The sequence below is a fragment of the Pectobacterium carotovorum genome (assembly GCF_900129615.1).
GTDB lineage: Bacteria > Pseudomonadota > Gammaproteobacteria > Enterobacterales > Enterobacteriaceae > Pectobacterium > Pectobacterium carotovorum.
Map to the genome: position 1 here is coordinate 81,521 of NZ_FQWI01000007.1, position 20,807 is coordinate 102,327.

18 protein-coding genes and 1 pseudogene are annotated in these 20,807 nt (G+C 52.0%); 12 read left to right on the plus strand and 7 right to left on the minus strand.

What is annotated here, in order from left to right:
* Positions 1-7 precede the first annotated feature (7 nt).
* From ugpE to ugpB, 3 genes are all read right to left on the minus strand, one after another.
* Positions 8-853 (minus strand): sn-glycerol-3-phosphate ABC transporter permease UgpE, encoded by an 846-nt coding sequence (ugpE, locus tag BUB06_RS14765; protein WP_039474832.1) that lies wholly within the window; start codon positions 851-853, stop codon positions 8-10.
* The gene (gene ugpA, locus BUB06_RS14770; RefSeq protein WP_010303217.1) at positions 850-1,737 is read right to left on the minus strand and encodes a sn-glycerol-3-phosphate ABC transporter permease UgpA; all 888 of its coding nucleotides are present in this window, start codon (positions 1,735-1,737) and stop codon (positions 850-852) included. The genes ugpE and ugpA overlap by 4 nt, the downstream gene beginning before the upstream one ends.
* Positions 1,738-1,809: 72 nt before the next feature.
* Entirely contained in the window at positions 1,810-3,144 is a 1,335-nt protein-coding gene (gene ugpB, locus BUB06_RS14775; protein ID WP_010303220.1) for a sn-glycerol-3-phosphate ABC transporter substrate-binding protein UgpB, read from the minus strand.
* A 183-nt stretch (positions 3,145-3,327) separates the two neighbouring features.
* On the opposite strand from ugpB, the gene BUB06_RS22205 reads away from it, so the two are divergent.
* Positions 3,328-3,507, plus strand: coding sequence for a hypothetical protein (locus tag BUB06_RS22205; protein ID WP_039474829.1), 180 nt, complete (start codon positions 3,328-3,330; stop codon positions 3,505-3,507).
* Positions 3,508-3,573: 66 nt separating this feature from the next.
* Here the strand turns inward: BUB06_RS22205 and BUB06_RS14785 are convergent, their stop codons facing one another.
* From BUB06_RS14785 to BUB06_RS22270, 3 genes and pseudogenes are all read right to left on the minus strand, one after another.
* A complete protein-coding gene (locus BUB06_RS14785; RefSeq protein WP_039474959.1) occupies positions 3,574-3,990 on the minus strand; it encodes a hypothetical protein in 417 nt (138 codons plus the stop codon).
* 1 nt (position 3,991) lies between these two features.
* Positions 3,992-4,687 (minus strand): hypothetical protein, encoded by a 696-nt coding sequence (locus BUB06_RS14790; protein ID WP_039474826.1) that lies wholly within the window; start codon positions 4,685-4,687, stop codon positions 3,992-3,994.
* 116 nt (positions 4,688-4,803) lie between these two features.
* Positions 4,804-4,974 (minus strand): annotated as a pseudogene (locus BUB06_RS22270) (DeoR family transcriptional regulator); the annotation flags it as partial.
* Between the two features lie 199 nt (positions 4,975-5,173).
* Between BUB06_RS22270 and BUB06_RS14795 the strand changes: the two are divergent.
* Together BUB06_RS14795 and BUB06_RS14800 are read left to right on the plus strand one after the other, a co-directional pair.
* Positions 5,174-5,599, plus strand: coding sequence for a type II toxin-antitoxin system RelE/ParE family toxin (locus BUB06_RS14795; RefSeq protein WP_048329422.1), 426 nt, complete (start codon positions 5,174-5,176; stop codon positions 5,597-5,599).
* The gene (locus tag BUB06_RS14800; protein ID WP_010303241.1) at positions 5,550-5,879 is read left to right on the plus strand and encodes a helix-turn-helix domain-containing protein; all 330 of its coding nucleotides are present in this window, start codon (positions 5,550-5,552) and stop codon (positions 5,877-5,879) included. Before BUB06_RS14795 ends, BUB06_RS14800 begins: the two co-directional genes overlap by 50 nt.
* Positions 5,880-5,902: 23 nt before the next feature.
* Here BUB06_RS14800 and ygbI read toward each other — a convergent pair whose 3' ends face one another.
* The gene (gene ygbI, locus BUB06_RS14805; RefSeq protein ID WP_010303245.1) at positions 5,903-6,664 is read right to left on the minus strand and encodes a DNA-binding transcriptional repressor YgbI; all 762 of its coding nucleotides are present in this window, start codon (positions 6,662-6,664) and stop codon (positions 5,903-5,905) included.
* 338 nt (positions 6,665-7,002) lie between these two features.
* Here ygbI and ltnD point away from each other — a divergent pair, with 338 nt between their 5' ends.
* The 9 genes from ltnD (at position 7,003) to BUB06_RS14850 (ending at position 20,743) form a co-directional block, all read left to right on the plus strand.
* The gene (ltnD, locus tag BUB06_RS14810) at positions 7,003-7,917 is read left to right on the plus strand and encodes an L-threonate dehydrogenase (RefSeq protein ID WP_039474823.1); all 915 of its coding nucleotides are present in this window, start codon (positions 7,003-7,005) and stop codon (positions 7,915-7,917) included.
* Entirely contained in the window at positions 7,914-9,188 is a 1,275-nt protein-coding gene (otnK, locus tag BUB06_RS14815; protein WP_039474820.1) for a 3-oxo-tetronate kinase, read from the plus strand. Before ltnD ends, otnK begins: the two co-directional genes overlap by 4 nt.
* Positions 9,185-9,841 (plus strand): 3-oxo-tetronate 4-phosphate decarboxylase, encoded by a 657-nt coding sequence (gene otnC, locus BUB06_RS14820; protein ID WP_039474818.1) that lies wholly within the window; start codon positions 9,185-9,187, stop codon positions 9,839-9,841. Before otnK ends, otnC begins: the two co-directional genes overlap by 4 nt.
* 33 nt (positions 9,842-9,874) lie before the next feature.
* On the plus strand, positions 9,875-10,657 hold the full coding sequence (gene otnI / locus BUB06_RS14825; protein WP_039474815.1) for a 2-oxo-tetronate isomerase: 783 nt from the start codon (positions 9,875-9,877) through the stop codon (positions 10,655-10,657).
* A 194-nt stretch (positions 10,658-10,851) separates the two neighbouring features.
* Positions 10,852-12,210, plus strand: coding sequence for a GntP family transporter (locus tag BUB06_RS14830; protein ID WP_039474814.1), 1,359 nt, complete (start codon positions 10,852-10,854; stop codon positions 12,208-12,210).
* Positions 12,211-12,522: 312 nt separating this feature from the next.
* Positions 12,523-14,202 carry a methyl-accepting chemotaxis protein gene (locus tag BUB06_RS14835; RefSeq protein WP_039474811.1) on the plus strand — a complete coding sequence of 560 codons (1,680 nt, stop codon included), beginning with the start codon at positions 12,523-12,525 and terminating at the stop codon, positions 14,200-14,202.
* Between the two features lie 278 nt (positions 14,203-14,480).
* The gene (locus BUB06_RS14840) at positions 14,481-16,151 is read left to right on the plus strand and encodes a methyl-accepting chemotaxis protein (RefSeq protein WP_039474808.1); all 1,671 of its coding nucleotides are present in this window, start codon (positions 14,481-14,483) and stop codon (positions 16,149-16,151) included.
* A gap of 681 nt (positions 16,152-16,832) precedes the next feature.
* The gene (locus BUB06_RS14845) at positions 16,833-18,503 is read left to right on the plus strand and encodes a methyl-accepting chemotaxis protein (protein WP_039474805.1); all 1,671 of its coding nucleotides are present in this window, start codon (positions 16,833-16,835) and stop codon (positions 18,501-18,503) included.
* A gap of 593 nt (positions 18,504-19,096) precedes the next feature.
* Positions 19,097-20,743: a methyl-accepting chemotaxis protein gene (locus BUB06_RS14850; RefSeq protein WP_039474802.1), complete on the plus strand. Its 1,647-nt coding sequence runs from the start codon at positions 19,097-19,099 to the stop codon at positions 20,741-20,743.
* Positions 20,744-20,807: the final 64 nt, after the last annotated feature.

The window sequence follows — 20,807 nt, forward strand, 5'->3', positions numbered from 1 at the left end:
TCTTGATTTATTTTTCGCTGTCGACCAGACCGCGAACGAACCAGCGCTGCATCAGTAGCACGACCAGCAGCGGGGGCAACATGGTCAGCAGCATGGCCGCCATTACCTGATTCCACTGGGTGGCCCCATCGCCGGAGGCAATCATGCTTTTAATCCCGGCGACTGCGGTGCCCAAACTGGCATCGCTGACAATCAGCAGCGGCCACAGATATTGGTTCCAGCCGTAGATGAACGTGATCACGAACAGCGCCGCCAGATTGGTCTTCGACAGCGGTAACACCATGTCGAAGAAGAAACGCATCGGGCTGGCACCGTCGATACGCGCCGCTTCCATCAGCTCATCCGGCAGCGTCATAAAGAACTGACGAAACAGGAAGGTTGCTGTCGCCGAGGCCATCAGCGGCAACGTTAAACCGGTGTAGCTGTCCATCATGTCCAGCCGCGCGATCACTTCCACCGTCGGGAAAATACGCACTTCCACCGGCAACATCAGCGTCAGGAAAATCATCCAGAAGAACAGGTTGCGCAGCGGAAAACGGAAATAGACGATGGCGTAGGCGGACAGAATCGATACGGTGATTTTGCCTATCGTAATCGCCAGCGCCATCACGAAGCTGTTAAGCAGCATCAGTCCAAACGGCGTGGTGTTATTGCCCGCACCGTGCAGCCAGATATAACGCAGGTTTTCCCACAGGTGAGAACCGGGGATGAGCGTCATCGGAGCCTGAAAGACTTCCTGATTATCCAGCGTGGCAGCGACAAACCCCACGTACAGCGGAAACAAGACGGCGAGAATGCCGACGATCAGCATGACGTGGCTGAAAATATCTAACCCGCGACGATTCTCAATCATTGGTAATTCACCTTCCGCTCAACAAAACGGAACTGAATCACGGTCAACCCGATAACCAGTATCATCAGCACCACCGACTGCGCCGCTGAACTGGACAGATCCAGCCCTGCGAAGCCCTCACGATAAATTTTGTAGATCAGCGTGGTCGTCGATTGCACCGGTCCACCGGCCGTCGCGGCATCGATAATCGGGAAGGTATCGAAAAAGGCATACACCAGATTGACGACCAGCAGGAAGAAACTCACCGGCGAGATCATCGGCAGCACCAGATTGAAGAAGCGCCGCACGGGGCCAGCACCATCAATCGCGCCCGCTTCCACCAGCGAACGGGGGATCGATTGCAGCGCGGCGAGGAAGAACAGGAAGTTATAGCTAATCTGCTTCCAGACCGACGCCAGTACGACTAAAAACATCGCCTGACCGCTGTGCTGCGCGTGGTTCCACGTATAGCCCAGCAGCCCGAGAAAATGGGTAATCAGCCCCAGTCCGGGGTTAAACAGAAACATCCAAAGTACGGCAGCGACAGCAGGTGCCACGGCATACGGCAGGATGATCAACGTCTGATACAGGCGGCTGGCACGGATCACGTAGTCCACCAGCGCGGCCAGAAAGAGTGAAATCAGCATGCCAAACCCTGCCACCAGAAAGCTGAATATCAGCGTGGTGTAAAACGAATCGAGGTAGTAAGGGTTATTGAACAGCTGTCTGAAGTTTTCCATGCCGACAAATTCGCTGGATAGCCCAAACGGATCCAGATTCTGCACCGAATACCACAGCGCCTGACCGGCAGGCCAGATAAAGAAAATCACGGTAATCAGCAGTTGGGGCAACACCAGCACATAGGGCAACCAGCTGCTACGAAAAACGGGGCGGGATGATGTCATGCGGTAACTCATTGCAAACAGAAAAGAAGCAGGCCGATTCCCTTCGGCCCGATATTACTCGACAAAAATGTATTACTTCGTCGACTGCTCGAAGCGACGCAGCAGCGCGTTACCGCGTTCTACCGCGCTATCCAACGCCTGCTGTGGCGTCTTCTTACCTGTCCATACGCTTTCTAATTCTTCATCCACAACGGTACGAATTTGCGGCATGTTGCCCAAACGCAGACCTTTGGTGAACGGCAACGGTGGCTTGTTCAACATCTGACGCGTGGCAATATCCGCACCAGGGTTTTTCTCATAGAAGCCCTGCTTCTGCGTCAGTTCGTACGCCGCCGTGGTGATCGGCAGGTAACCGGTTTTCTGGTGCCATTCGGCCGCATTTTCCGGCTCGGCCAGGAACTTCATAAACTCAGCAACGCCTTTGTAGGTCGCGGCATCTTTACCGCCCATCACCCACAGGCTGGCTCCGCCGATAATGGCGTTCTGCGGCGCGCCTTTCGCATCAGCGTCATACGGCATCATGCCAACACCGTAGTTGAACTTGGCGTGTTCGCGAATATTCGCCAGCGAACCGGAAGAGGCCGTGGTGATAGCGCAATCGCCGTTGTAGAACTTCTCGGTCGGCTCATCCTTGCGCCCGAAATAGGTGAAGTCACCCTTCTTGTTCATGTCCTGCAACAGCTGGATGTGTTTGACCTGCGTAGGCTTGTTGAATTCCAGCACGGCATCGGTGCCGTCAAAGCCGTTGTTCTTGCTCGCAACTGGCAGACCATGCCAGGCGCTGAAGTTTTCAATCTGAATCCAACCCTGCCAGCCGCTGGCGTAGCCGCACTTCATCCCAGCAGCACGCAGTTTAGCGGTGTACTCAGCCATCTGCTGCCAGGTTTTCGGCGGCTGCTCTGGATCTAAACCGGCTTTCTTGAAGGCATCTTTGTTGTAGTACAGCACCGGCGTGGAGCTGTTAAACGGCTGCGACAGCAGGTGACCGCTCTTCGCATCGGTGTAATAACCGGAGACGGTCGGTACAAACACCGACTCATCGAAATTAATGCCTGACTCTTTGAAGACTTCATAGACTGGCTTGATGGCTTTACTTGCCATCATGGTCGCCGTACCGACTTCATAGACCTGCAAAATGGCGGGCGCATTCCCCGCACGGTAGGCCGCAATCCCGGCAGCCAGATTCTGTTCGTAGTTGCCTTTGTAGACCGGCACAATTTTTACATCGCTGTGCGCTTTGTTAAAACGGTCAGCCAGAGAATTCACTTCTTTCCCTAATTCGCCTTCCATAGAGTGCCAGAAAGGAATTTCTGTCGCGGCCTGCGCACTGGCGCTCATCAGCGCTAATGCCACACACGCCGCGGCGGTGCGAATAGCATGTGTTTTACGAATTGTGTTGTTGAACATGCCTGTCTCCTGCAATCAATTAAATGCGCCATCATTACGGCGTTTTTTATGCGAAGGTAAACATGACATGAGCGCATGACAGAAAAATAACTGGAAGATGACGGGAAAGTGACAGAGAGAGGAGGCATAAGTAAAGAATTCACTTATGCTACAGGAAATAAATTTCACAGGTTTTCACTAAACATGGACGACAACAGAAGTAATCAGTGGAGTAACAGCCTAAAAACCGATCCTCAAGATAATGCTGACCGCAACTCTTTATATCACGCTATCTTGGCAGGAGATGAAAGCGGCGAAAGCCCATTGACGCTGCATGAAATTGCCGCGAATCAAAAGCGGTCTCATAACCAGCCACCATCGTAATGAAGGCTAGAGTAACGGTGTGAAACCATAAGGTTATATTAAACACTCTGACTACCACGCTCAGGGCTATTTTCGAATAACATCAACGATAACGGTTTTAGGATCGTTGATGATTCCTATATGTATCGTTTTATCTGAATCCGTAGACTTCCAATACTCACCCGTCGTGTCTTTGTAGCTCAGCGTAAAACCAAGCGACGCTAGATAGTCACGTATGTTTGTCGCATCATCGGTGTTTTGAAACGTAATATTGCTGACTTCCAACGCAGGGCCATCAACCGTTGCATAGCCAAAATCATAGAGAGAAGAAATGCGCGGGCTATTTTTAATGATGTCGTCCGTAAGCATTTCATATCGCTGGGTATCCTGTTCTGTATAGCGAGAACTCCCTTCCGTCAGGATAACCATTGCAGGCCAATAATAGATAAGCGGCAAGGCAATTAGGATCGATATGACGAGTGGTATAATTATCTTTTTTTTCATGTTATTTAAAGAAATTTGTTGTGAGTTCAGTGCCATCGTAGGATGCAATACCTACATTTCCTGACGCAAAGTCGTTATAAGGTTGTGTTGTTTGCATAAAAGAGGGGAGAAACCCTAACCGAGGTTGAGCATAGGGCATGAGCTCAGGGTCCGGAAATAAAATAGGTCGGAATCCTATATTTTTAAAATTTCCGATAGGGCCATAGAAATCCCAGCGTTTTAATGCTTCTTCTTTACTCACTGGCCGTAATAAATAAAAAGGGTTAGGAGTAGAAACTACTCGGTAAAAACCCAATAAATCTGAAACAAGATCTTCCCCACTAAATCCACTATCTGTAACTAAATTGAATGGAAAAGAGGCCTGCATAGATTCAAACCGTTTCGCTACGGTGAGCATCATAGCAAGAGCAATGCGATGTCTTTCTTGAAGAGACCTTCCTTTTTTTATCCGCCATTTAATAAACCGGTTGATAGTGACACTTCTTCTGAGCCCAATCATGCCTTGTTTATAGGTCACATCGTAGTATGGCATTCCGTCTTCAGTATTCTCTCCGACATACATTTGTTGAATAATATCCTTAATGTCGTCCCCTTTCGCATGGCCTAAATCAATCCAACCTAGCACCTCGGTATAAATCAAGCCATATGTCACACCAGAGGCTTGTCGGCCATCAATAATTTCACTACGCACGCTCATTATTTACATTCCTTTGTTTTTCATGAGTTTATTTAATTAATGACGTCACGATAATACGTTTATTTCCACATTGGACTCAAGGCGATAGTTAGGCCGTCCCAATTTGGCTATCCCCCTCACCCCGCCACCAGCACCTCAGCCCACATTTTACCTAGCGCTTCTTTGGCAGCGGCAGGCAGGCCGTCGTCGGTGATGATGCTGTCGAATACGTTGAGCGGCGTGGCGAGGTGGGTAGCGATGCGGCCGTATTTTGAGGTGCCGCACAGCAGTACGCGTTTTCTGCTGGCTGAACATCACGGCGTTTTTTGGGCGAAAACAAACATGGCATGCGCGTATGACAGAAAAATAACGGGAAAATGACAAAGAGAGGGAGAGGTAAAAGCACCGATTAAACATACTATTTCGTGCCACTACGACTGCGAACATTGTAGAAAACCCGTAATTTAGACTATAGTTATTATTACTAGTCATGTTTAAGGATGAACCGTGGCGGTATACACGACAAAGCTCTTCGATAAAAAACTAAAAAGCGAACTACTTTCAGACAGTTACCTTTGTGAGATTGCTCATGAGGTAATGAATGGTCGCTTTGAGGGTGACCTTGGCGGTGGTGTGATTAAGAAACGAATCGCATTGAATGCCGGAAAGAGTGCAGGAGCCAGAACTATCATCTTTTTCAAACTGGGCTCTAATCTATTTTTTGCCGATGGATGGAAAAAAAATCAGGTAAGGAAAGGTGTTAAAGAAATTCAGGATGACGAGCTAGCTGTTTATAAAGACATTGCTGGTGACCTACTTCAACTCACCGTTCAACAAATAGCTCAATTGGTAAAAGTGAAAGAACTACGAGAGGTGGAATGCGATGGCTGCAAAGATGAAAGAGCTGCAGGAAATGGCAAAAAGCCTGCATGAACACGGGGGTATCACTGATACCACAATGGAACGCATCAATAATCGGGTTGCAGCACGGGAATTCCGTGAACGCATCGAGCAAGCTCACGCAATGAGCGGTGCAGAAATTCAGAACATGCGTTCCCGTTATAAAATGTCGCAATCTTCTTTAGCTTACGCTCTCAATATGTCCGTTGAGAGCGTCTCAAAATGGGAACGGAATGAGAAGAAACCCTCAGGGGCTGCGCTACGTCTTCTCAATATAATCAACGAGAAAGGTCTGGATATTTTTGCCAGTTAGACAAACAGACATAAACAACCCCCTCACCCCGCCACCAGCACCTCAACCCCCATTTTACCTAGCGCGTCTTTGGCGGCGGCCGGTAGGCCGTCGTCGGTGATGATGCTGTCGAATACGTTGAGCGGCGTGGCGAGGTGGGTGGCGATGCGGCCGTATTTTGAGGTGTCGCACAGCAGTACGCGTTTTCTGCTGGCTTCCACCGCCGCACGTTTCACCACGACTTTGTCTTCATTCGGCGTGGACAGCCCGCGCAGGCTCCATGAGGAAGCGGAGATAAAGGCGATGTCGATAAACAGGTTGCGCAGCGCCTGCGCCACCGCTTCGCCGATGCAGGATCGGTTTTCCCGACACAGCGTGCCGCCGGTGTGGATCATGCGACACTGGCTGGACTCAATCAGAAAGGCCGCGATCGCAAAGTCGTTAGTGACAATCAGCAGATCGTCACGCTCGGCCAGTTCACGCGCCAGCGATAGCGTCGTGGTGCCCGCATCCAGATAAATGCAGCTATTGAACGGGATATGCTGCGCCGCCAGCTTGCCAATCGCCTCTTTCTGCTGGCTGAACATCACAGATTTATCCTGATGCGATGGCTCAATCGCCAGCCGTTCAGGCGAACGCACGCCACCGGAAACGCTCAGCAGCAGGCCGTCCTGCTCCAACTTTTGCACATCGCGCCGTACCGTCATATGCGACACGCCCAACCGCTCGGTCAGTTCGTTAATACTTACCGCGCCGCGCTCGGCGATGAGCGCCAGAATCTGTTGATGACGTTCTACTGGAATCACGCTGTCCGTTCCCTGTTTGATTGTGCTGACCTGGTAAATATGGAGGCTGATAAATATTGTGAGAAACACCCCGTTTGATGACGATAATTATCATAAATTCACGTCATAAACCACGCCAGACATAACAACCTTTCTCATCACTCAATGCCAAAAAATAAATAATCGACTGATATATAAAGATAATAATGAAAATCATCTTCCCGGCGGGGTTCAACTACACTGAATCATCACGACATCAATGTTAATTTATGTGATAAAAATCACCACAATTTGTTCTGATAGTCCTTATATTTAACACCAGAGAACAAAAAATCACTAATTTTAACAAGGCAACCACGATGAAAAAGACTTCTGATTATGCTGTCGCCGTTATCGGTCTGGGTTCCATGGGCTTTGGCGCTGCGGCGTCCTGCATCAACGCCGGCCTGACGACATACGGTGTCGATATCAATCCGCAGGCGCTGGAACGCTTACGTCAGGCGGGTGCGGCGCAGGCCGACACGCGTATTGATGCCTTCGCTGACAAGCTGGATGCCGTCGTGCTGCTGGTGGTGAATGCCGCACAGGTGAACGGGATTCTGTTCGGTGAGCCGCAGGTCGCAGCGAAACTCAAGCCCGGCACCGTAGTCATGGTGTCTTCCACGATCTCCGCGCAGGATGCCAAAAATATCGAGCAGCGTCTGGCTGAGCATCAGCTCATCATGCTGGATGCACCGGTATCTGGCGGTGCGGTGAAAGCCGCTGCTGGCGACATGACGGTAATGGCATCCGGCTCCGATCTGGCTTTTGAGAAACTGAAACCGGTGCTCGACGCCGTCGCAGGCAAGGTCTACCACATCGGTGAAGAGATCGGGCTAGGTGCGACCGTTAAAATCATCCACCAGCTGTTGGCCGGCGTACACATCGCCGCTGGTGCAGAAGCAATGGCGTTGGCCGCTCGCGCCGATATCCCGCTGGATATCATGTACGACGTGGTGACCAATGCCGCCGGCAATTCCTGGATGTTTGAGAACCGCATGCGCCATGTGGTGGACGGCGACTACACGCCAAAATCCGCCGTTGATATCTTCGTCAAAGATCTGGGGCTGGTCACCGACACCGCTAAATCGCTCCATTTCCCGCTGCCGTTAGCCTCTACCGCGTTCAACATGTTTACCGCTGCCAGCAACGCCGGATTCGGTAAAGAAGACGACAGCGCAGTCATCAAAATTTTTAACGGCATTACGCTGCCGGAAAAGAAGGAGGCGCCATGATCAAGCTGGGTGTGATTGCCGACGATTTTACCGGTGCCACGGATATCGCCAGCTTTCTGGTGAACAACGGGCTGCCGACCGTGCAGCTCAACGGCGTACCGCCGTCCGACTTTAACGTTGAGACGCAGGCAGTCGTGATTAGTCTGAAATCGCGATCCTGCCCGGCAGAACAGGCGGTAGCAGATTCCCTTAAGGCGCTGGCGTGGCTGCAACAGCAGGGCTGCCAGCAGTTCTACTTTAAATATTGTTCCACCTTCGACAGCACCGCGAAAGGCAACATCGGTCCGGTGACCGATGCACTGTTGGAGCAGCTTGGCGAAACGCAAACCATCATCTCTCCGGCGCTGCCGGTGAACGGCAGAACCGTCTATCAGGGTCACCTGTTCGTGATGGATCAACTGCTGTCCGAATCGGGAATGCGCCATCATCCCGTCACACCGATGACGGACAGCAACCTGATGCGCGTCATGGAGCAGCAAGCTGCCGGGCGCTGCGGTTTGGTGCCGTATGCCGTGATGGATCAGGGGGCAGAGGCCGTCAAACAGCGTCTGGCGCAGTTGAAAGAACAAGGCGTTCGCTACGTGGTGCTGGATACGCTGAACGAACAGCACCTGTTAACGCAGGGCGAGGCGCTGCGCGATGTGAAGCTGGTCACCGGTGGCTCCGGCCTGGCGATTGGGCTGGCGCGCCAGTTGGCAGAACCCGTGACACAAATCGGTTCCGCAACCGACGCCGGCAAGCCGCAGTCCGGCGCAGGCGTTGTGCTGTCCGGTTCCTGTTCGGTGATGACCAACAAGCAGGTCGCCCACTATCTGAAACAGGCGGCGGGTCGCGCGATTGACGTCGCGCGCTGCTTAGAGAGCAATGACGCTCAGCAAGCCTACGTTCAGGAACTGGCCGACTGGGTGAAGGCACACCGTGACGACCCACTCGCGCCGCTGCTGTACGCCACCTCATCACCCGATGAACTGGCGCAAATTCAGCAGCGCTGGGGCGCGGAAGCCAGCAGTCAGGCAGTAGAGAAATTGTTTGCCGCCGTTGCCCGCCAGCTTCAGCAAGACGATTTCCAGCGCTTCATCATCGCGGGCGGTGAAACCTCCAGCATCGTGGTACAGACGCTGGGCATCCACGCATTCCATATCGGGCCGTCTATTTCTCCCGGCGTGCCGTGGGTGCGCTCCACCAATCATCCACTCTCGCTGGCGTTGAAATCCGGCAATTTCGGTGATGAAGACTTTTTTGCCCGCGCCCAAAAGGAGTTTGCCGCATGAGTAAAAAACACCACAGCACCGAGGCTGCGCTAAACCGCGAGCAACGCGCACGCGCGGAAATGGTCAAACTAGGTGCGTCCTTTTTTCAGCGCGGCTACGCCACCGGTTCGGCAGGCAATCTCTCACTGCTACTGGATGACGGCACGCTGCTGGCAACACCGACTGGCTCCTGCCTCGGCGAACTGGATGCCGAGCGGCTGTCCAAAGTCAGCATGAGTGGCGAGTGGCTCTCCGGGGATAAACCGTCGAAAGAAGTCAGTTTTCACCTGTCGATTTACCGTAACGATCCCGAATGCAAAGCGATCGTTCACCTGCACAGCACCTATTTGACGGCGCTCTCCTGTCTGGAAGGGTTGGACACGCAGGATGCCATCAAGCCGTTCACGCCCTATGTGGTGATGCGAGTCGGTAAAGTGCCCGTCGTCCCTTATTACCGCCCCGGCGATGCGCGGCTCGGTGAAGATCTGGCGAAACTGGCCTCGCGCTATAAAGCGTTCTTGTTGGCTAATCACGGTCCCGTCGTCACCGGTAAGGATCTGCGTGCAGCGGCGGACAACATGGAAGAGTTGGAAGAAACCGCCAAGCTGATTTTTATTCTCGGTGATCGAAAAATTCGCTACCTCACCGCTGACGAAATTACCGAGCTCTCTTGATGAGTGACTTTTTACTGAGCTATGGAGTTAACCATGCCTAAGTTTGCTGCCAATCTTTCTATGCTGTTTACTGACGTGCCGTTTCTCGATCGTTTTAAAGCCGCTGCCGATGCGGGTTTCACCTCGGTCGAGTACCTGTTCCCTTATGAATATCCGGCACCGTTGCTGGCGGAAAAGCTGCGGGAAAATGGCCTGAAGCAGGTGTTGTTCAATACCGCGCCCGGCAATATTGCGGCGGGCGAATGGGGCGTCTCTGCCCTGCCCGACCGTATTGAAGATGCCCGCCGGGATATCGATAACGCCCTGGAATATGCGCTGGCTCTGAATTGCCCTTCGGTGCTGGTGATGGGGGGCGTCGTGCCGCCCGGTGCAGACCGTGCTGCCTATCAGCAAACCTTTATCGATAACCTGCGCTACGCCGCCGATAAATTTGCACCACACGGCATCAACATCATGATTGAGGCGCTGAGCGCGAAGGTGAAGCCGAATTACCTGTTCGCCAGTCAGTATCAGGCGCTGGAATTAGCTAATTTGATCGACAGGCCGAACGTTTATATCCAGCTCGATTTCTTCCACGCACAAATTGTCGATGGCAACCTGACGCAAATTATTCACGATTTGGCTGGCCGCATCGGACATATTCAAATTGCTTCGGTTCCTGCGCGACATGAACCCGATGAAGGGGAAATTAATTATCCGTTCATCTTTGCCGAATTGGATCGCGTAAATTATTCCGGCTGGGTTGGCTGTGAATATAACCCACGCGGTAAAACGAAAGACGGGTTGGGATGGGCTAAACCCTATCTGAAGAAATAAATTATCGCGGAAAAATATTGCTGTTCCCATAAAAGAATAAACACCAGAGACATATTTATAAAATATCGAGAAAAGGTCAGGTTCCCGCATTATTCCGATGCGGGAATCAGGTCACCCTTTTCTTCAAATAAAACAATAACCCACTACCTTTTCAGCCTCTGAATTGAAAAGACGGGATCAATGAGGATAAGAACATGGCCACCTCGCTCTTACTCTGCATCGCTATCGCCGGGGTATTACTCCTGCTGCTGATGGTCATTAAATTTAAAATTCAGCCCTTTGTCGCCCTGCTGGTTGTCAGTTTACTCGTTGCCCTGGCAACCGGTATTCCGACTGGCGAAGTGATGAAGGTGATTACCTCCGGCATGGGCGGTATTCTCGGTTCGGTGGCGATTATTATCGGCCTCGGTGCCATGCTGGGCAGAATGATCGAAGTGTCCGGCGGCGCGGAATCCTTAGCGCACCGCTTTGCCCAATTAATGGGGCCGGGATTAATGGTGGCAGCATTAACTATCGCCGCCTTTATTCTGGGTATTCCGGTCTTTTTCGATGTCGGCTTTATTATCCTTGCCCCAATTATTTACGGCTTTGCGAAAGTCGCTAAAGTCTCCCCGATTAAATTCGGCTTACCCGTCGCAGGCGTGATGCTGACGGTACACGTGGCGCTGCCGCCCCACCCCGGCCCGGTTGCCGCCGCTGGCCTGCTGAATGCGGATATCGGCTGGCTGACCATCATTGGCCTGCTGGTGTCGATTCCTGTCGGCATCATCAGCTACTGGGCGGCCAAAGCCATGAACCGCCGCAAGTACGCGCTTTCCGTCGAAGTGCTAGAGCAGTTGCAGTTGGCAAAACCAGAAGATACCACGCCGAATACGGCTCCCGCGTCAGCCCCTTCAGCTGGGCTGATTGCCGCGCTGATCGCGATTCCTATCGCCATCATCATGCTCGGCACCGTGTCTGCGACCATTCTGCCCGCCGGACACCCGGTGCGTAACGTGATGTCGCTGGTCGGTTCTCCCGCCGTAGCGCTGCTAATTGCACTGGGATTAGCGTTCTGGCTGATTGCCCTGCGTCGCGGTTGGTCGTTGGAAAAAGCCAGCGGCGTGATGGGCGATGCCATGCCTGCCGCCGCGATGGTCATTATGGTGACCGGCGCCGGTGGCGTGTTCGGTAAAGTGTTGGTGGAATCGGGCATCGGTAAAGCGCTGGCGGATACGCTGACCAGCATTCACCTGCCGCTGGTGCCTGCCGCCTTTATTCTGTCGCTGGCGCTGCGTGCCTCGCAAGGTTCGGCCACCGTTGCCATCCTCACCACCTGCGGCCTGCTGAGCGAAGCCGTTAGCGGCCTGAACCAGATGCAACTGGTGCTGGTGACGCTCTCTGCCTGCTTTGGCGGGCTGGGTCTGTCACACGTCAATGACTCCGGTTTCTGGATCGTCACCAAATATCTGGGGCTGTCCGTCGCCGATGGCCTGCGCACCTGGACGGTGCTGACGACTATCCTCGGGCTGGCTGGATTCCTCTTCACCTGGGCGCTGTGGCTGGTGCTGTAATCGCGTGAAATTTCACAATGGGGAGGCGGCGGCTTCCCCATTGGTATCAACTAAATGCTGCATTTACATACCCCTTTTATGCTGAAAAATGCGCCCTTTTTACTCCTATACTCCACATCTACCCGTTTTTATTCTGCCTTTATAATATCGCTTGGGTAAGCAACAACGCGTTTTCCTGCCCACTCTCGCAAATTGGCATACCGCACACATTATGTAATCAGACGTGCACCCAATTCCTGACCTGTCATAAAGGATGCCCAATCTATAAGGCAAAGCCTGCATCTATCAATGAAAAAATAATAAAGGAACATTATGAATTTTCTATCAAAAATGAAACTTGGTGCCATGCTGGGCGCAGGTTTCGCCTCTGTCATCATTATCGGTCTGATGGTTGCCATTCTGGGACGCGTCCATCTCGCCAATCTGGGTAAAGATATTGAATCACTCTCTGAAAAAAATCTGGCCAACCTGCTTCTGATTCAGGACACCAAGAGTGGTTTTGAGGTTGTCGCCCGTGTTGTCCGTAATATCGGGCTCTCACAAGACAGCGCCCGTATCCAGGAAGAAAAACGCCTGTTCGATCAGCAAATTATCCGCAATAACGAAGCCCTGGCGAAAGTCTATAAACAGCTTGCCGAACCTGAGGCGCGTGCCTTGCTGGAGCAGCTCGCGCAGGCACGCCCGGCTTACCTAAAAGCGGTGAATACAGCCATTGAATTAAGCCTCTCTGGGGTGCCCGAAGAAAAAGTGCAGGCCGCGTTAGTCATGGTCAATGAAATGCCACCTGCACAGGCTTCGGTTTTCGCGGCTCTGGACGGGCTGACTGCGTTGCAGAAAAAGCAAACGATGGAAACAACGACCAACGCCATGAATAAAGCCAGGGATGATGGAAATACGCTGCTGCTGTTCGCTGCGTTCGCGGTCTTCATCGGGATTTTTATCTCCATCCTGATCACCCGCACGATAAAAAATCTGCTGGGTGGCGAAGTCGCTTACGCGGCACACATCGCGCAAGAGGTTGCACAGGGAAATCTGGCCGTCAGCGTCAATCTGCGCCCCGGCGACAACCACAGCGTGCTGGCAGCCATGAACGGTATGCGCAAAAGCCTGAGTGAGATTGTTGAGCAAGTGCGTGAGAGCAGCGAATCGATCGCAACCGGTGCCAGCCAGATTGCCGCTGGCAGCACCGACCTCAGCCAGCGCACGGAAGAACAGGCGGCCAACCTGCAACAAACCGCCGCCTCAATGGAAGAAATGAGCCAGACCGTGCGCCAAAACACCGAGACGGTGCGTAATGCCACGCAGTTGGCGCAGGCCGCCAGCGATACCGCCGCCAAAGGGGGCGAAGCCGTCGGCAATATCGTGATAACGATGAAAGAAATCACCGACAGCTCGCACAAAATTGGCGACATCATTAGCGTCATTGACGGCATTGCCTTCCAGACCAACATTCTGGCGCTTAACGCCGCAGTGGAAGCCGCGCGGGCTGGCGAACAAGGCCGTGGTTTTGCGGTAGTGGCAGGGGAAGTGCGTTCTCTGGCGCAACGCTCTGCTTCCGCGGCGAAAGAAATCAAAGAGCTGATCGGCCACAGCGTCGAGAAAGTGGAAGCCGGTTCCGTCATGGTGAACAGCGCCGGTGCGACGATTGAAGCACTGGTGCGCCAGGCACACAATGTTGCCGATCTGCTTAACGAAATTGGCGTCACCACGCAGGAACAAGAGTCCGGCGTCTCGCAGATTCATGATGCCGTTAACCAGCTTGATCAGGTCACACAGCAGAACGCCGCACTCGTTGAGCAATCCGCATCCGCCGCCGATAGCCTGAGCGATCAGGCTGCCCGTCTGGTCGAACTGATGAAAGTCTTCATCATTGAAGGCGGATCGTCACAGCGCATTACACCGCCGTTGAAACGGCCTGACAGCGCCAAGCTCTCTCTCGCGAATCCTAAAAGCAGCACGGGAAGCGATAGCCAAAACTGGGAACAGTTCTAATTCTACGCGGGGGATGGATCGCACATCCCCCACTCGACGTTCACATCCCTTCACCACCAGCATCATCCCTTCCCTGCGTTTCCTGTTTTTTCCTCATCCGCATGCGGCAATGTCGACAATTAAAATCAATGTTTTCGCCGGTCATGCCGATATCCTAGAGTGGACTGCTTAGTTATTCATCAGAAGGATTTAGAAACCGCAGTCGTACATTGCTCTTGTCGTGCAGAAGAAAATCCGCTTAATAACAATAAACAGTGTCAATAAGTCATGAGGATAACATGCAGAATAAAAGAAAAATGAAACTGGGTACTCAGGTCGGTTCGGGTTTTGCCATTGTTATTGTTATCGGCCTATTAGTGGCCATTTTCGGCAGAATGCATCTGGTTGGCCTCGGTAATACCACCGACAGGCTGGCCAAACACCACCTTGCCAACCTCATCGTGCTACAAGAATTGAAAGATAATCTTAACGTCACGATCAAAGCCACGTTGCGTATGCTTATCGCAACCGAACAAAAGGTTCTGGAAGACAATCAAAAACTGATTGAAACCACGAGCGCCAAAAACACCAAGCTCGTCACGCAGTTGGAAGAAAATTTACGGGCAACCGAAGTCCGCAATATTCTGGGTGAACTTCAGCAAAATCGTACTGAATTTGCCACCGTGGGCCGCCAGGCCGTCGCACTGTCACTCAGCAATCGGCAGGCTGAATCTATCGAATTGGTTAAAACCCAGCTTGAACCCATACAAACCCGGCTTTTTAACAACCTGAACACCATGATTCAGTTGCAGAAAGACTACACCACGCAAACGGCCACCAACGCGATTGAAGAGTCCTACTATGATGGCAATTCACTGCTGGTTCTGGCCGTCATCGCCTCCTTGTTCGGTGCAGGCATCGCCTGGCTGATTACCCGCCACATCAAGAAGCAACTGGGAGGCGAACCCGCCTATGCCACGCAGGTCACACAGGAAATCGCACAAGGTAATCTCGCGATGCCGGTCGATCTGGCGTCAGGCGACAATACCAGCTTGCTGTTCGCAATGAATAACATGCGCAAAAGCTTAAGCAGCATTGTTGAGCAAGTGCGTGAGAGCAGCGAATCTATCGCAACCGGTGCTAGCCAGATTGCCGCAGGCAGCACTGATCTCAGCCAGCGCACGGAAGAGCAGGCGGCGAATCTGCAACAAACCGCCGCCTCAACGGAAGAAATGAGCCAGACCGTGCGTCAGAATGCCGATACGGTGCGCAATGCCGCTCAACTGGCGCAAGCTGCCAGCGATACCGCCGCTAAAGGCGGCGAAGCCGTCGGCAACATCGTTATCACCATGAAAGAAATTACCGACAGCTCGCACAAAATTGGCGACATCATTAGCGTCATCGATGGCATCGCTTTCCAGACCAACATTCTGGCGCTTAACGCCGCAGTGGAAGCCGCACGCGCAGGTGAGCAAGGCCGTGGCTTTGCCGTAGTGGCAGGCGAGGTTCGCTCGCTGGCACAGCGTTCTGCAACGGCAGCCAAAGAGATTAAAGAGCTGATCGGCCACAGCGTCGAGAAAGTCGAGGTAGGTTCCAGACTGGTCAGTGATGCGGGGACGACAATCGAAGAACTGGTGCGTCAGGCGCGCCACGTTGCCGACCTGATTAATGAAATTGGCGTCACCACGCAGGAGCAAGAATCCGGCGTCTCGCAGATCCATGATGCTGTTAATCAGCTTGATAAGGTGACGCAGCAGAACGCCGCGCTTGTTGAGCAATCCGCTTCCGCTGCCGATAGCCTGAGCGATCAAGCGGCCCATCTGGTCGAGCTGATGAAAACCTTCACCGTTGAGGGCGGCTCGTCACAGCGCATGGCGACACCGTTGAAAAGACCTACCAGCGCCACTCTCTCTCTCGCCAGACCGAAAAGCAGCGCGGGAAGCGATAAGCAAAACTGGGAAACCTTTTAACGGCTAATCAAAAGAAACCCAAAACCGCTGATCGCTCAGCGGTTTTTTTTCAATAGATAAGAGCAATGAATAAAAAGAAAAATCAGACGTTGGCTTTATATTAAGCGTGATGGAATAAAATCAATAAAAACGAGGAGTGGCAATTTTCGATGATAAAAACATCAAATATATGGAGGTAAAAACATCATGTCGTTCGAAAAAAAAGAATGAATGAAAAATAAGCCTCTTTTAGCGTTGAATAAATAAACAAAAAATCATAACCACAGCGTTTATTAACATGATTGTCAATTTAGCATTACAGCACGACTCCAGTTTATTTTTTCTCTAATCCATAGAGATATTGCGGCTTTTACCGCCACCTTTTATACTCCTGCGCCACCATTTACCCTTATTTGCCAATGTTCCATCGCACCAGACACGACGATCACTTACCGGAGAGCGTGACAGGAAAAAGTAAACTTAGGATCGGTTTATTAGCCAAGGGAAACGGGCAACAATTACGGAAAAGGATAGACCTGTCATTCTTCAAGCCGCATGTCTATTCATCTTTCTGCGACTCGAATCTTTAGGGTATCAACGTGATGGCACTTGCAAAATAAATACATTTTCGCAACGCCTATTTCACATTAAAAGCACGCCGGCACCAACCATATTCGTTCTCAACATATAATAAGGGACACAATGAATCTCATAAAAAATAGTAGCCTGGGTAAAATGCTAGGGACTGGCTTTACTCTGGTCATCGCTATCGGATTTCTGGTGGCGGTATTTGGCCGTATCCAGTTAGACAAACTCGGAGAAAACATCCAGCTGTTATCGCAGGTTCGCATCACCAACCTCCTGATGATGCAGGAATTTAAAGACAACATAAACACCAACGCGATCGCCATCAGAAACCTGACGATGCTGGAAGACAGCCAGCAAATGCAAGGAGAGAAAGCGCGTATCGAGGAGATGATTTCCCGTAATAACGCATTACTCGCAAAAATACACGACGCCGCCATCGAGCAACGTGCTCAGGAACTGGTCGCGGTACTGGAGCGCGTACGCCCGGCCTATAGCAGTAGCTATAAAGACGCCATCGCATTGGCAACGGCGAACAAGAACAGCGAAGCTCAACATCTGTTATTAACAGACGTGCGTGTCAAGCAGGATGCCGTCTTCCAAGCCCTGAATGACATGGTTAACTGGCAAGAGAAGCTCACGGTTGAAATCGCCGAGCAGTCTTTAAAGAACGCCACTAGCGCAGGTACGTTGATGGTCATTATCGCCCTGCTTTCTGTCGTGCTGGGAGCAATGATCTCATGGTGGATTACCCGAGCCATTAAACGTCAGCTCGGGGGAGAACCAGCCTACACATTGGAAGTCACGCGTCAGGTTGCACAGGGGAATCTGGCCGTTGCGATTGAACTGCGCGACGGTGATACCACCAGCGTGCTGGCCGCGATGGAAGATATGCGTCAAAACCTGAGCAACCTCGTCGGTCAGGTGCATCAGAGCAGCGAATCTATCGCTACGGGCGCGACGCAGATTGCGATGGGCAACACCGATCTAAGCCAACGCACGGAAGAGCAGGCTGCGAATCTTCAGGAAACCGCCGCCTCAATGGAACAAATGAATACCACGGTGAAGCAGAACGCTGCGACCGTGCGCACCGCCACAGAACTGGCCCATTCCGCCAGCACCACGGCGCAAAAAGGTGGCGATGCGGTCAATAACGTTGTGCGTACCATGGAAGATATCACCGCCAGCTCACGTAAGATCGGCGATATTATCGGCGTCATCGACAGCATTGCTTTCCAGACCAACATCCTGGCGCTCAATGCTGCCGTTGAAGCGGCCAGAGCCGGTGAACAGGGCCGTGGCTTCGCCGTGGTCGCGGGTGAAGTGCGCTCTCTGGCACAACGTTCTGCTTCCGCCGCGCGTGAAATCAAAGATCTGATTAGCGTAAGCGTGTCTAACGTGGAAATGGGTGAGAAGCTGGTTAACGACGCGGGCATCACCATCAAAGACATTGTCGAAAAATCCCAGCAGGTTGCCAACCTACTCAATGAGATCGGCCTGACCACGCACGAACAGGAACAGGGCGTTTCTCAGGTCAATGATGCGGTGAATCAGCTCGATCAGGTGACCCAACAGAACGCCGCGCTGGTTGAAGAATCAGCCTCCGCCGCCGACAGCCTGAGTGAGCAAGCCAGAACGCTGCTGGAATTAATGGGTGTGTTCAAAATCAGCGGTGTTCAAACGCCAGCACCACGCCTGACGTCACAGGCGAAGCAGCCGACGGCACCGAGACTGGCTCTGGCTGGCAAATCAGGCAGCACAAGCCGCGATAACTGGGAAACGTTTTAACAAACGTAGCCGAGCGATAGATTCCTCGGCCACTTAGCGCACAAAATAAAGCCGCTGACGCTTCAGCGGCTTTTTTATTGCTCAGGGATAACAGGAATAAATAATACGGTTAAAAAATCCGCGCCAATTAATAAATATCACAATTAAAAATGAATATTTACAAAATAAATATCAATAAGAAAAAGATCTTACTCTTATTAGGTAGGCCATCATTGATTAATATTTATTATCTATTCTGATTGCGATAAGAAAAGAATATTAACCTCCTGACGGACTAATAAATCAGGGGGTTTTGTTACGTTTATTCTGCCATCAATTTGTCACATTCTTGTCTACACTTTATTTGTCATTCCTTTAGCCTGTAAATATTCCCAACAGGCATTCCCTACGTGCATGAAAGTGACGACCTATTCCTCCGCCAACGCAGCAGCTGGAGTATCAACGTCACCAACACACCCGCATGAGAAAGTGCACTATGGGATAAATGGAATGATGAAAGCCATAAAACTCACGGGGTGAATCGCATCTGTACCATCACCCCTAAAATAACGACACCTGCTGTGTCAAATTTCAATAATTAAAAAAGGTACATCATGAAGAATATAAGCTTGGGAAAAATGTTAGGAACGGGTTTTACGCTAATTATCGTCATTGGGTTTTTAGTCGCCATACTGGGTCGCACGCAGTTAGAAAAGCTCGGGGGAAACATTCAGATCCTGTCACAAGTCCGTATTACCAATCTTCTGCTCATGCAGGAATTTAGAGACAACGTTAACGACACCGCTCGCGCCATCAGAAATATTGCACTTCTAAACGATCAACAGCAGATGAAGACGGAAAAGGAGCGCATTGAGAAATCTATCGCACGTAATAACGAGTTGCTGGCACAAATACGTAACAACGCGGTGAGCAGCGAGACTAAAGCGCTGGTTGCCACACTGGAACAGGCTCTCCCCGCCTATATCAGCAACATGAGGAAAGCGATTGATCTGGCGATGACCAGCCAGCACGACGCGTTTCGCAACTTTCTGCTGACGGAGGTACGCGCCGCACAGGCAAACGTATTCACCGCACTGGATAAAATGGCTGAGCGACAGAAATACCTCACGATAGAGATCGCCAACCAATCCGAGAAAGAAGCGTTCAATGCCGGTACCTTAATGCTGGTTCTCACGCTGTGTGCCTCGGTGCTGGGAGGTATTGTTGCCTGGTGGATCACCCGGAAAATTAAGCGTCAGCTTGGCGGAGAGCCCGCTTATACGCTGGAGATTACGCGTCAGGTCGCACAAGGGAATCTTGCCATCGCGATTGAACGGCGTACCGGAGACACCACCAGCATTCTGGCGGCGATGGAAGAGATGCGCCAAAGCCTGAGCAACATCGTCGGGCAAGTGCATCAAAGCAGCGAGTCTATCGCCACGGGTGCCAGCCAGATTGCCATCGGCAATACCGATCTGAGCCAACGCACGGAAGAACAGGCCGCGAATCTACAAGAAACCGCCGCTTCCATGGAAGAAATGAATACCACGGTGAGACAGAACGCCGACACCGTGCGTAGCGCGGCACAGCTTGCCAACTCGGCCAGCGCAGCGGCCCGCAAAGGCGGAGATGTCGTTAACAACGTCGTGCGGACAATGGAAGAGATCACCGCCAGCTCGCGTAAAATCGGCGATATTATCGGTGTGATTGACGGTATTGCTTTCCAGACCAACATTCTGGCGCTCAACGCTGCTGTCGAAGCCGCCCGTGCCGGAGAACAGGGACGCGGGTTCGCGGTGGTGGCCGGAGAAGTACGTTCTCTGGCTCAACGCTCCGCCTCGGCTGCACGCGAGATCAAGGATCTGATTGGCATCAGCGTAGGAAAAGTGGAAGCGGGCGAGCGGTTAGTTAACGAAGCCGGCGTAACCATCGAAGAAGTCGTGGAACAGTCGCAGCGTGTCGCCAATCTCATCAACGAGATCGGCCTGACCACCCACGAGCAGGAACAGGGCGTTTCTCAGGTCAACGATGCGGTCAATCAGCTCGATCAGGTCACCCAGCAGAACGCCGCGCTGGTTGAAGAGTCCGCTTCCGCCGCGGATAGCCTGAGTCAACAGGCCAGACATCTGGTTGAGTTGATGAGCGTATTCAAAATCGAAGGTATCCAGCCACAGCGTGCCGCACCACCGGTGGCGAAACTGTCCAGACCCAAACTGGCGCTGGCCGGTAATTCGAGTCACACAAACTGGGAAACCTTTTAAACACACGAGCGATTAACGCGACGCTAAAAAAGAAAAACCGCTGAAATCTCAGCGGTTTTTTTAC

Bases quoted from the DNA above. Each gene is read 5' to 3' on its own strand.
- BUB06_RS14840 (WP_039474808.1), top strand. From the start codon at position 14,481: ATGCAGAATAAAAGAAAAATGAAACTGGGTACTCAGGTCGGTTCGGGT.
- BUB06_RS14830 (WP_039474814.1), top strand. From the start codon at position 10,852: ATGGCCACCTCGCTCTTACTCTGCATCGCTATCGCCGGGGTATTACTC.
- ugpA (WP_010303217.1), bottom strand. From the start codon at position 1,737: ATGACATCATCCCGCCCCGTTTTTCGTAGCAGCTGGTTGCCCTATGTG.
- otnK (WP_039474820.1), top strand. From the start codon at position 7,914: ATGATCAAGCTGGGTGTGATTGCCGACGATTTTACCGGTGCCACGGAT.
- ltnD (WP_039474823.1), top strand. From the start codon at position 7,003: ATGAAAAAGACTTCTGATTATGCTGTCGCCGTTATCGGTCTGGGTTCC.
- otnI (WP_039474815.1), top strand. From the start codon at position 9,875: ATGCCTAAGTTTGCTGCCAATCTTTCTATGCTGTTTACTGACGTGCCG.
- BUB06_RS14790 (WP_039474826.1), bottom strand. From the start codon at position 4,687: ATGAGCGTGCGTAGTGAAATTATTGATGGCCGACAAGCCTCTGGTGTG.
- BUB06_RS14850 (WP_039474802.1), top strand. From the start codon at position 19,097: ATGAAGAATATAAGCTTGGGAAAAATGTTAGGAACGGGTTTTACGCTA.
- BUB06_RS14800 (WP_010303241.1), top strand. From the start codon at position 5,550: ATGGCTGCAAAGATGAAAGAGCTGCAGGAAATGGCAAAAAGCCTGCAT.
- ugpB (WP_010303220.1), bottom strand. From the start codon at position 3,144: ATGTTCAACAACACAATTCGTAAAACACATGCTATTCGCACCGCCGCG.
- BUB06_RS14845 (WP_039474805.1), top strand. From the start codon at position 16,833: ATGAATCTCATAAAAAATAGTAGCCTGGGTAAAATGCTAGGGACTGGC.
- BUB06_RS14785 (WP_039474959.1), bottom strand. From the start codon at position 3,990: ATGAAAAAAAAGATAATTATACCACTCGTCATATCGATCCTAATTGCC.
- BUB06_RS14835 (WP_039474811.1), top strand. From the start codon at position 12,523: ATGAATTTTCTATCAAAAATGAAACTTGGTGCCATGCTGGGCGCAGGT.
- otnC (WP_039474818.1), top strand. From the start codon at position 9,185: ATGAGTAAAAAACACCACAGCACCGAGGCTGCGCTAAACCGCGAGCAA.
- ugpE (WP_039474832.1), bottom strand. From the start codon at position 853: ATGATTGAGAATCGTCGCGGGTTAGATATTTTCAGCCACGTCATGCTG.
- BUB06_RS22205 (WP_039474829.1), top strand. From the start codon at position 3,328: ATGGACGACAACAGAAGTAATCAGTGGAGTAACAGCCTAAAAACCGAT.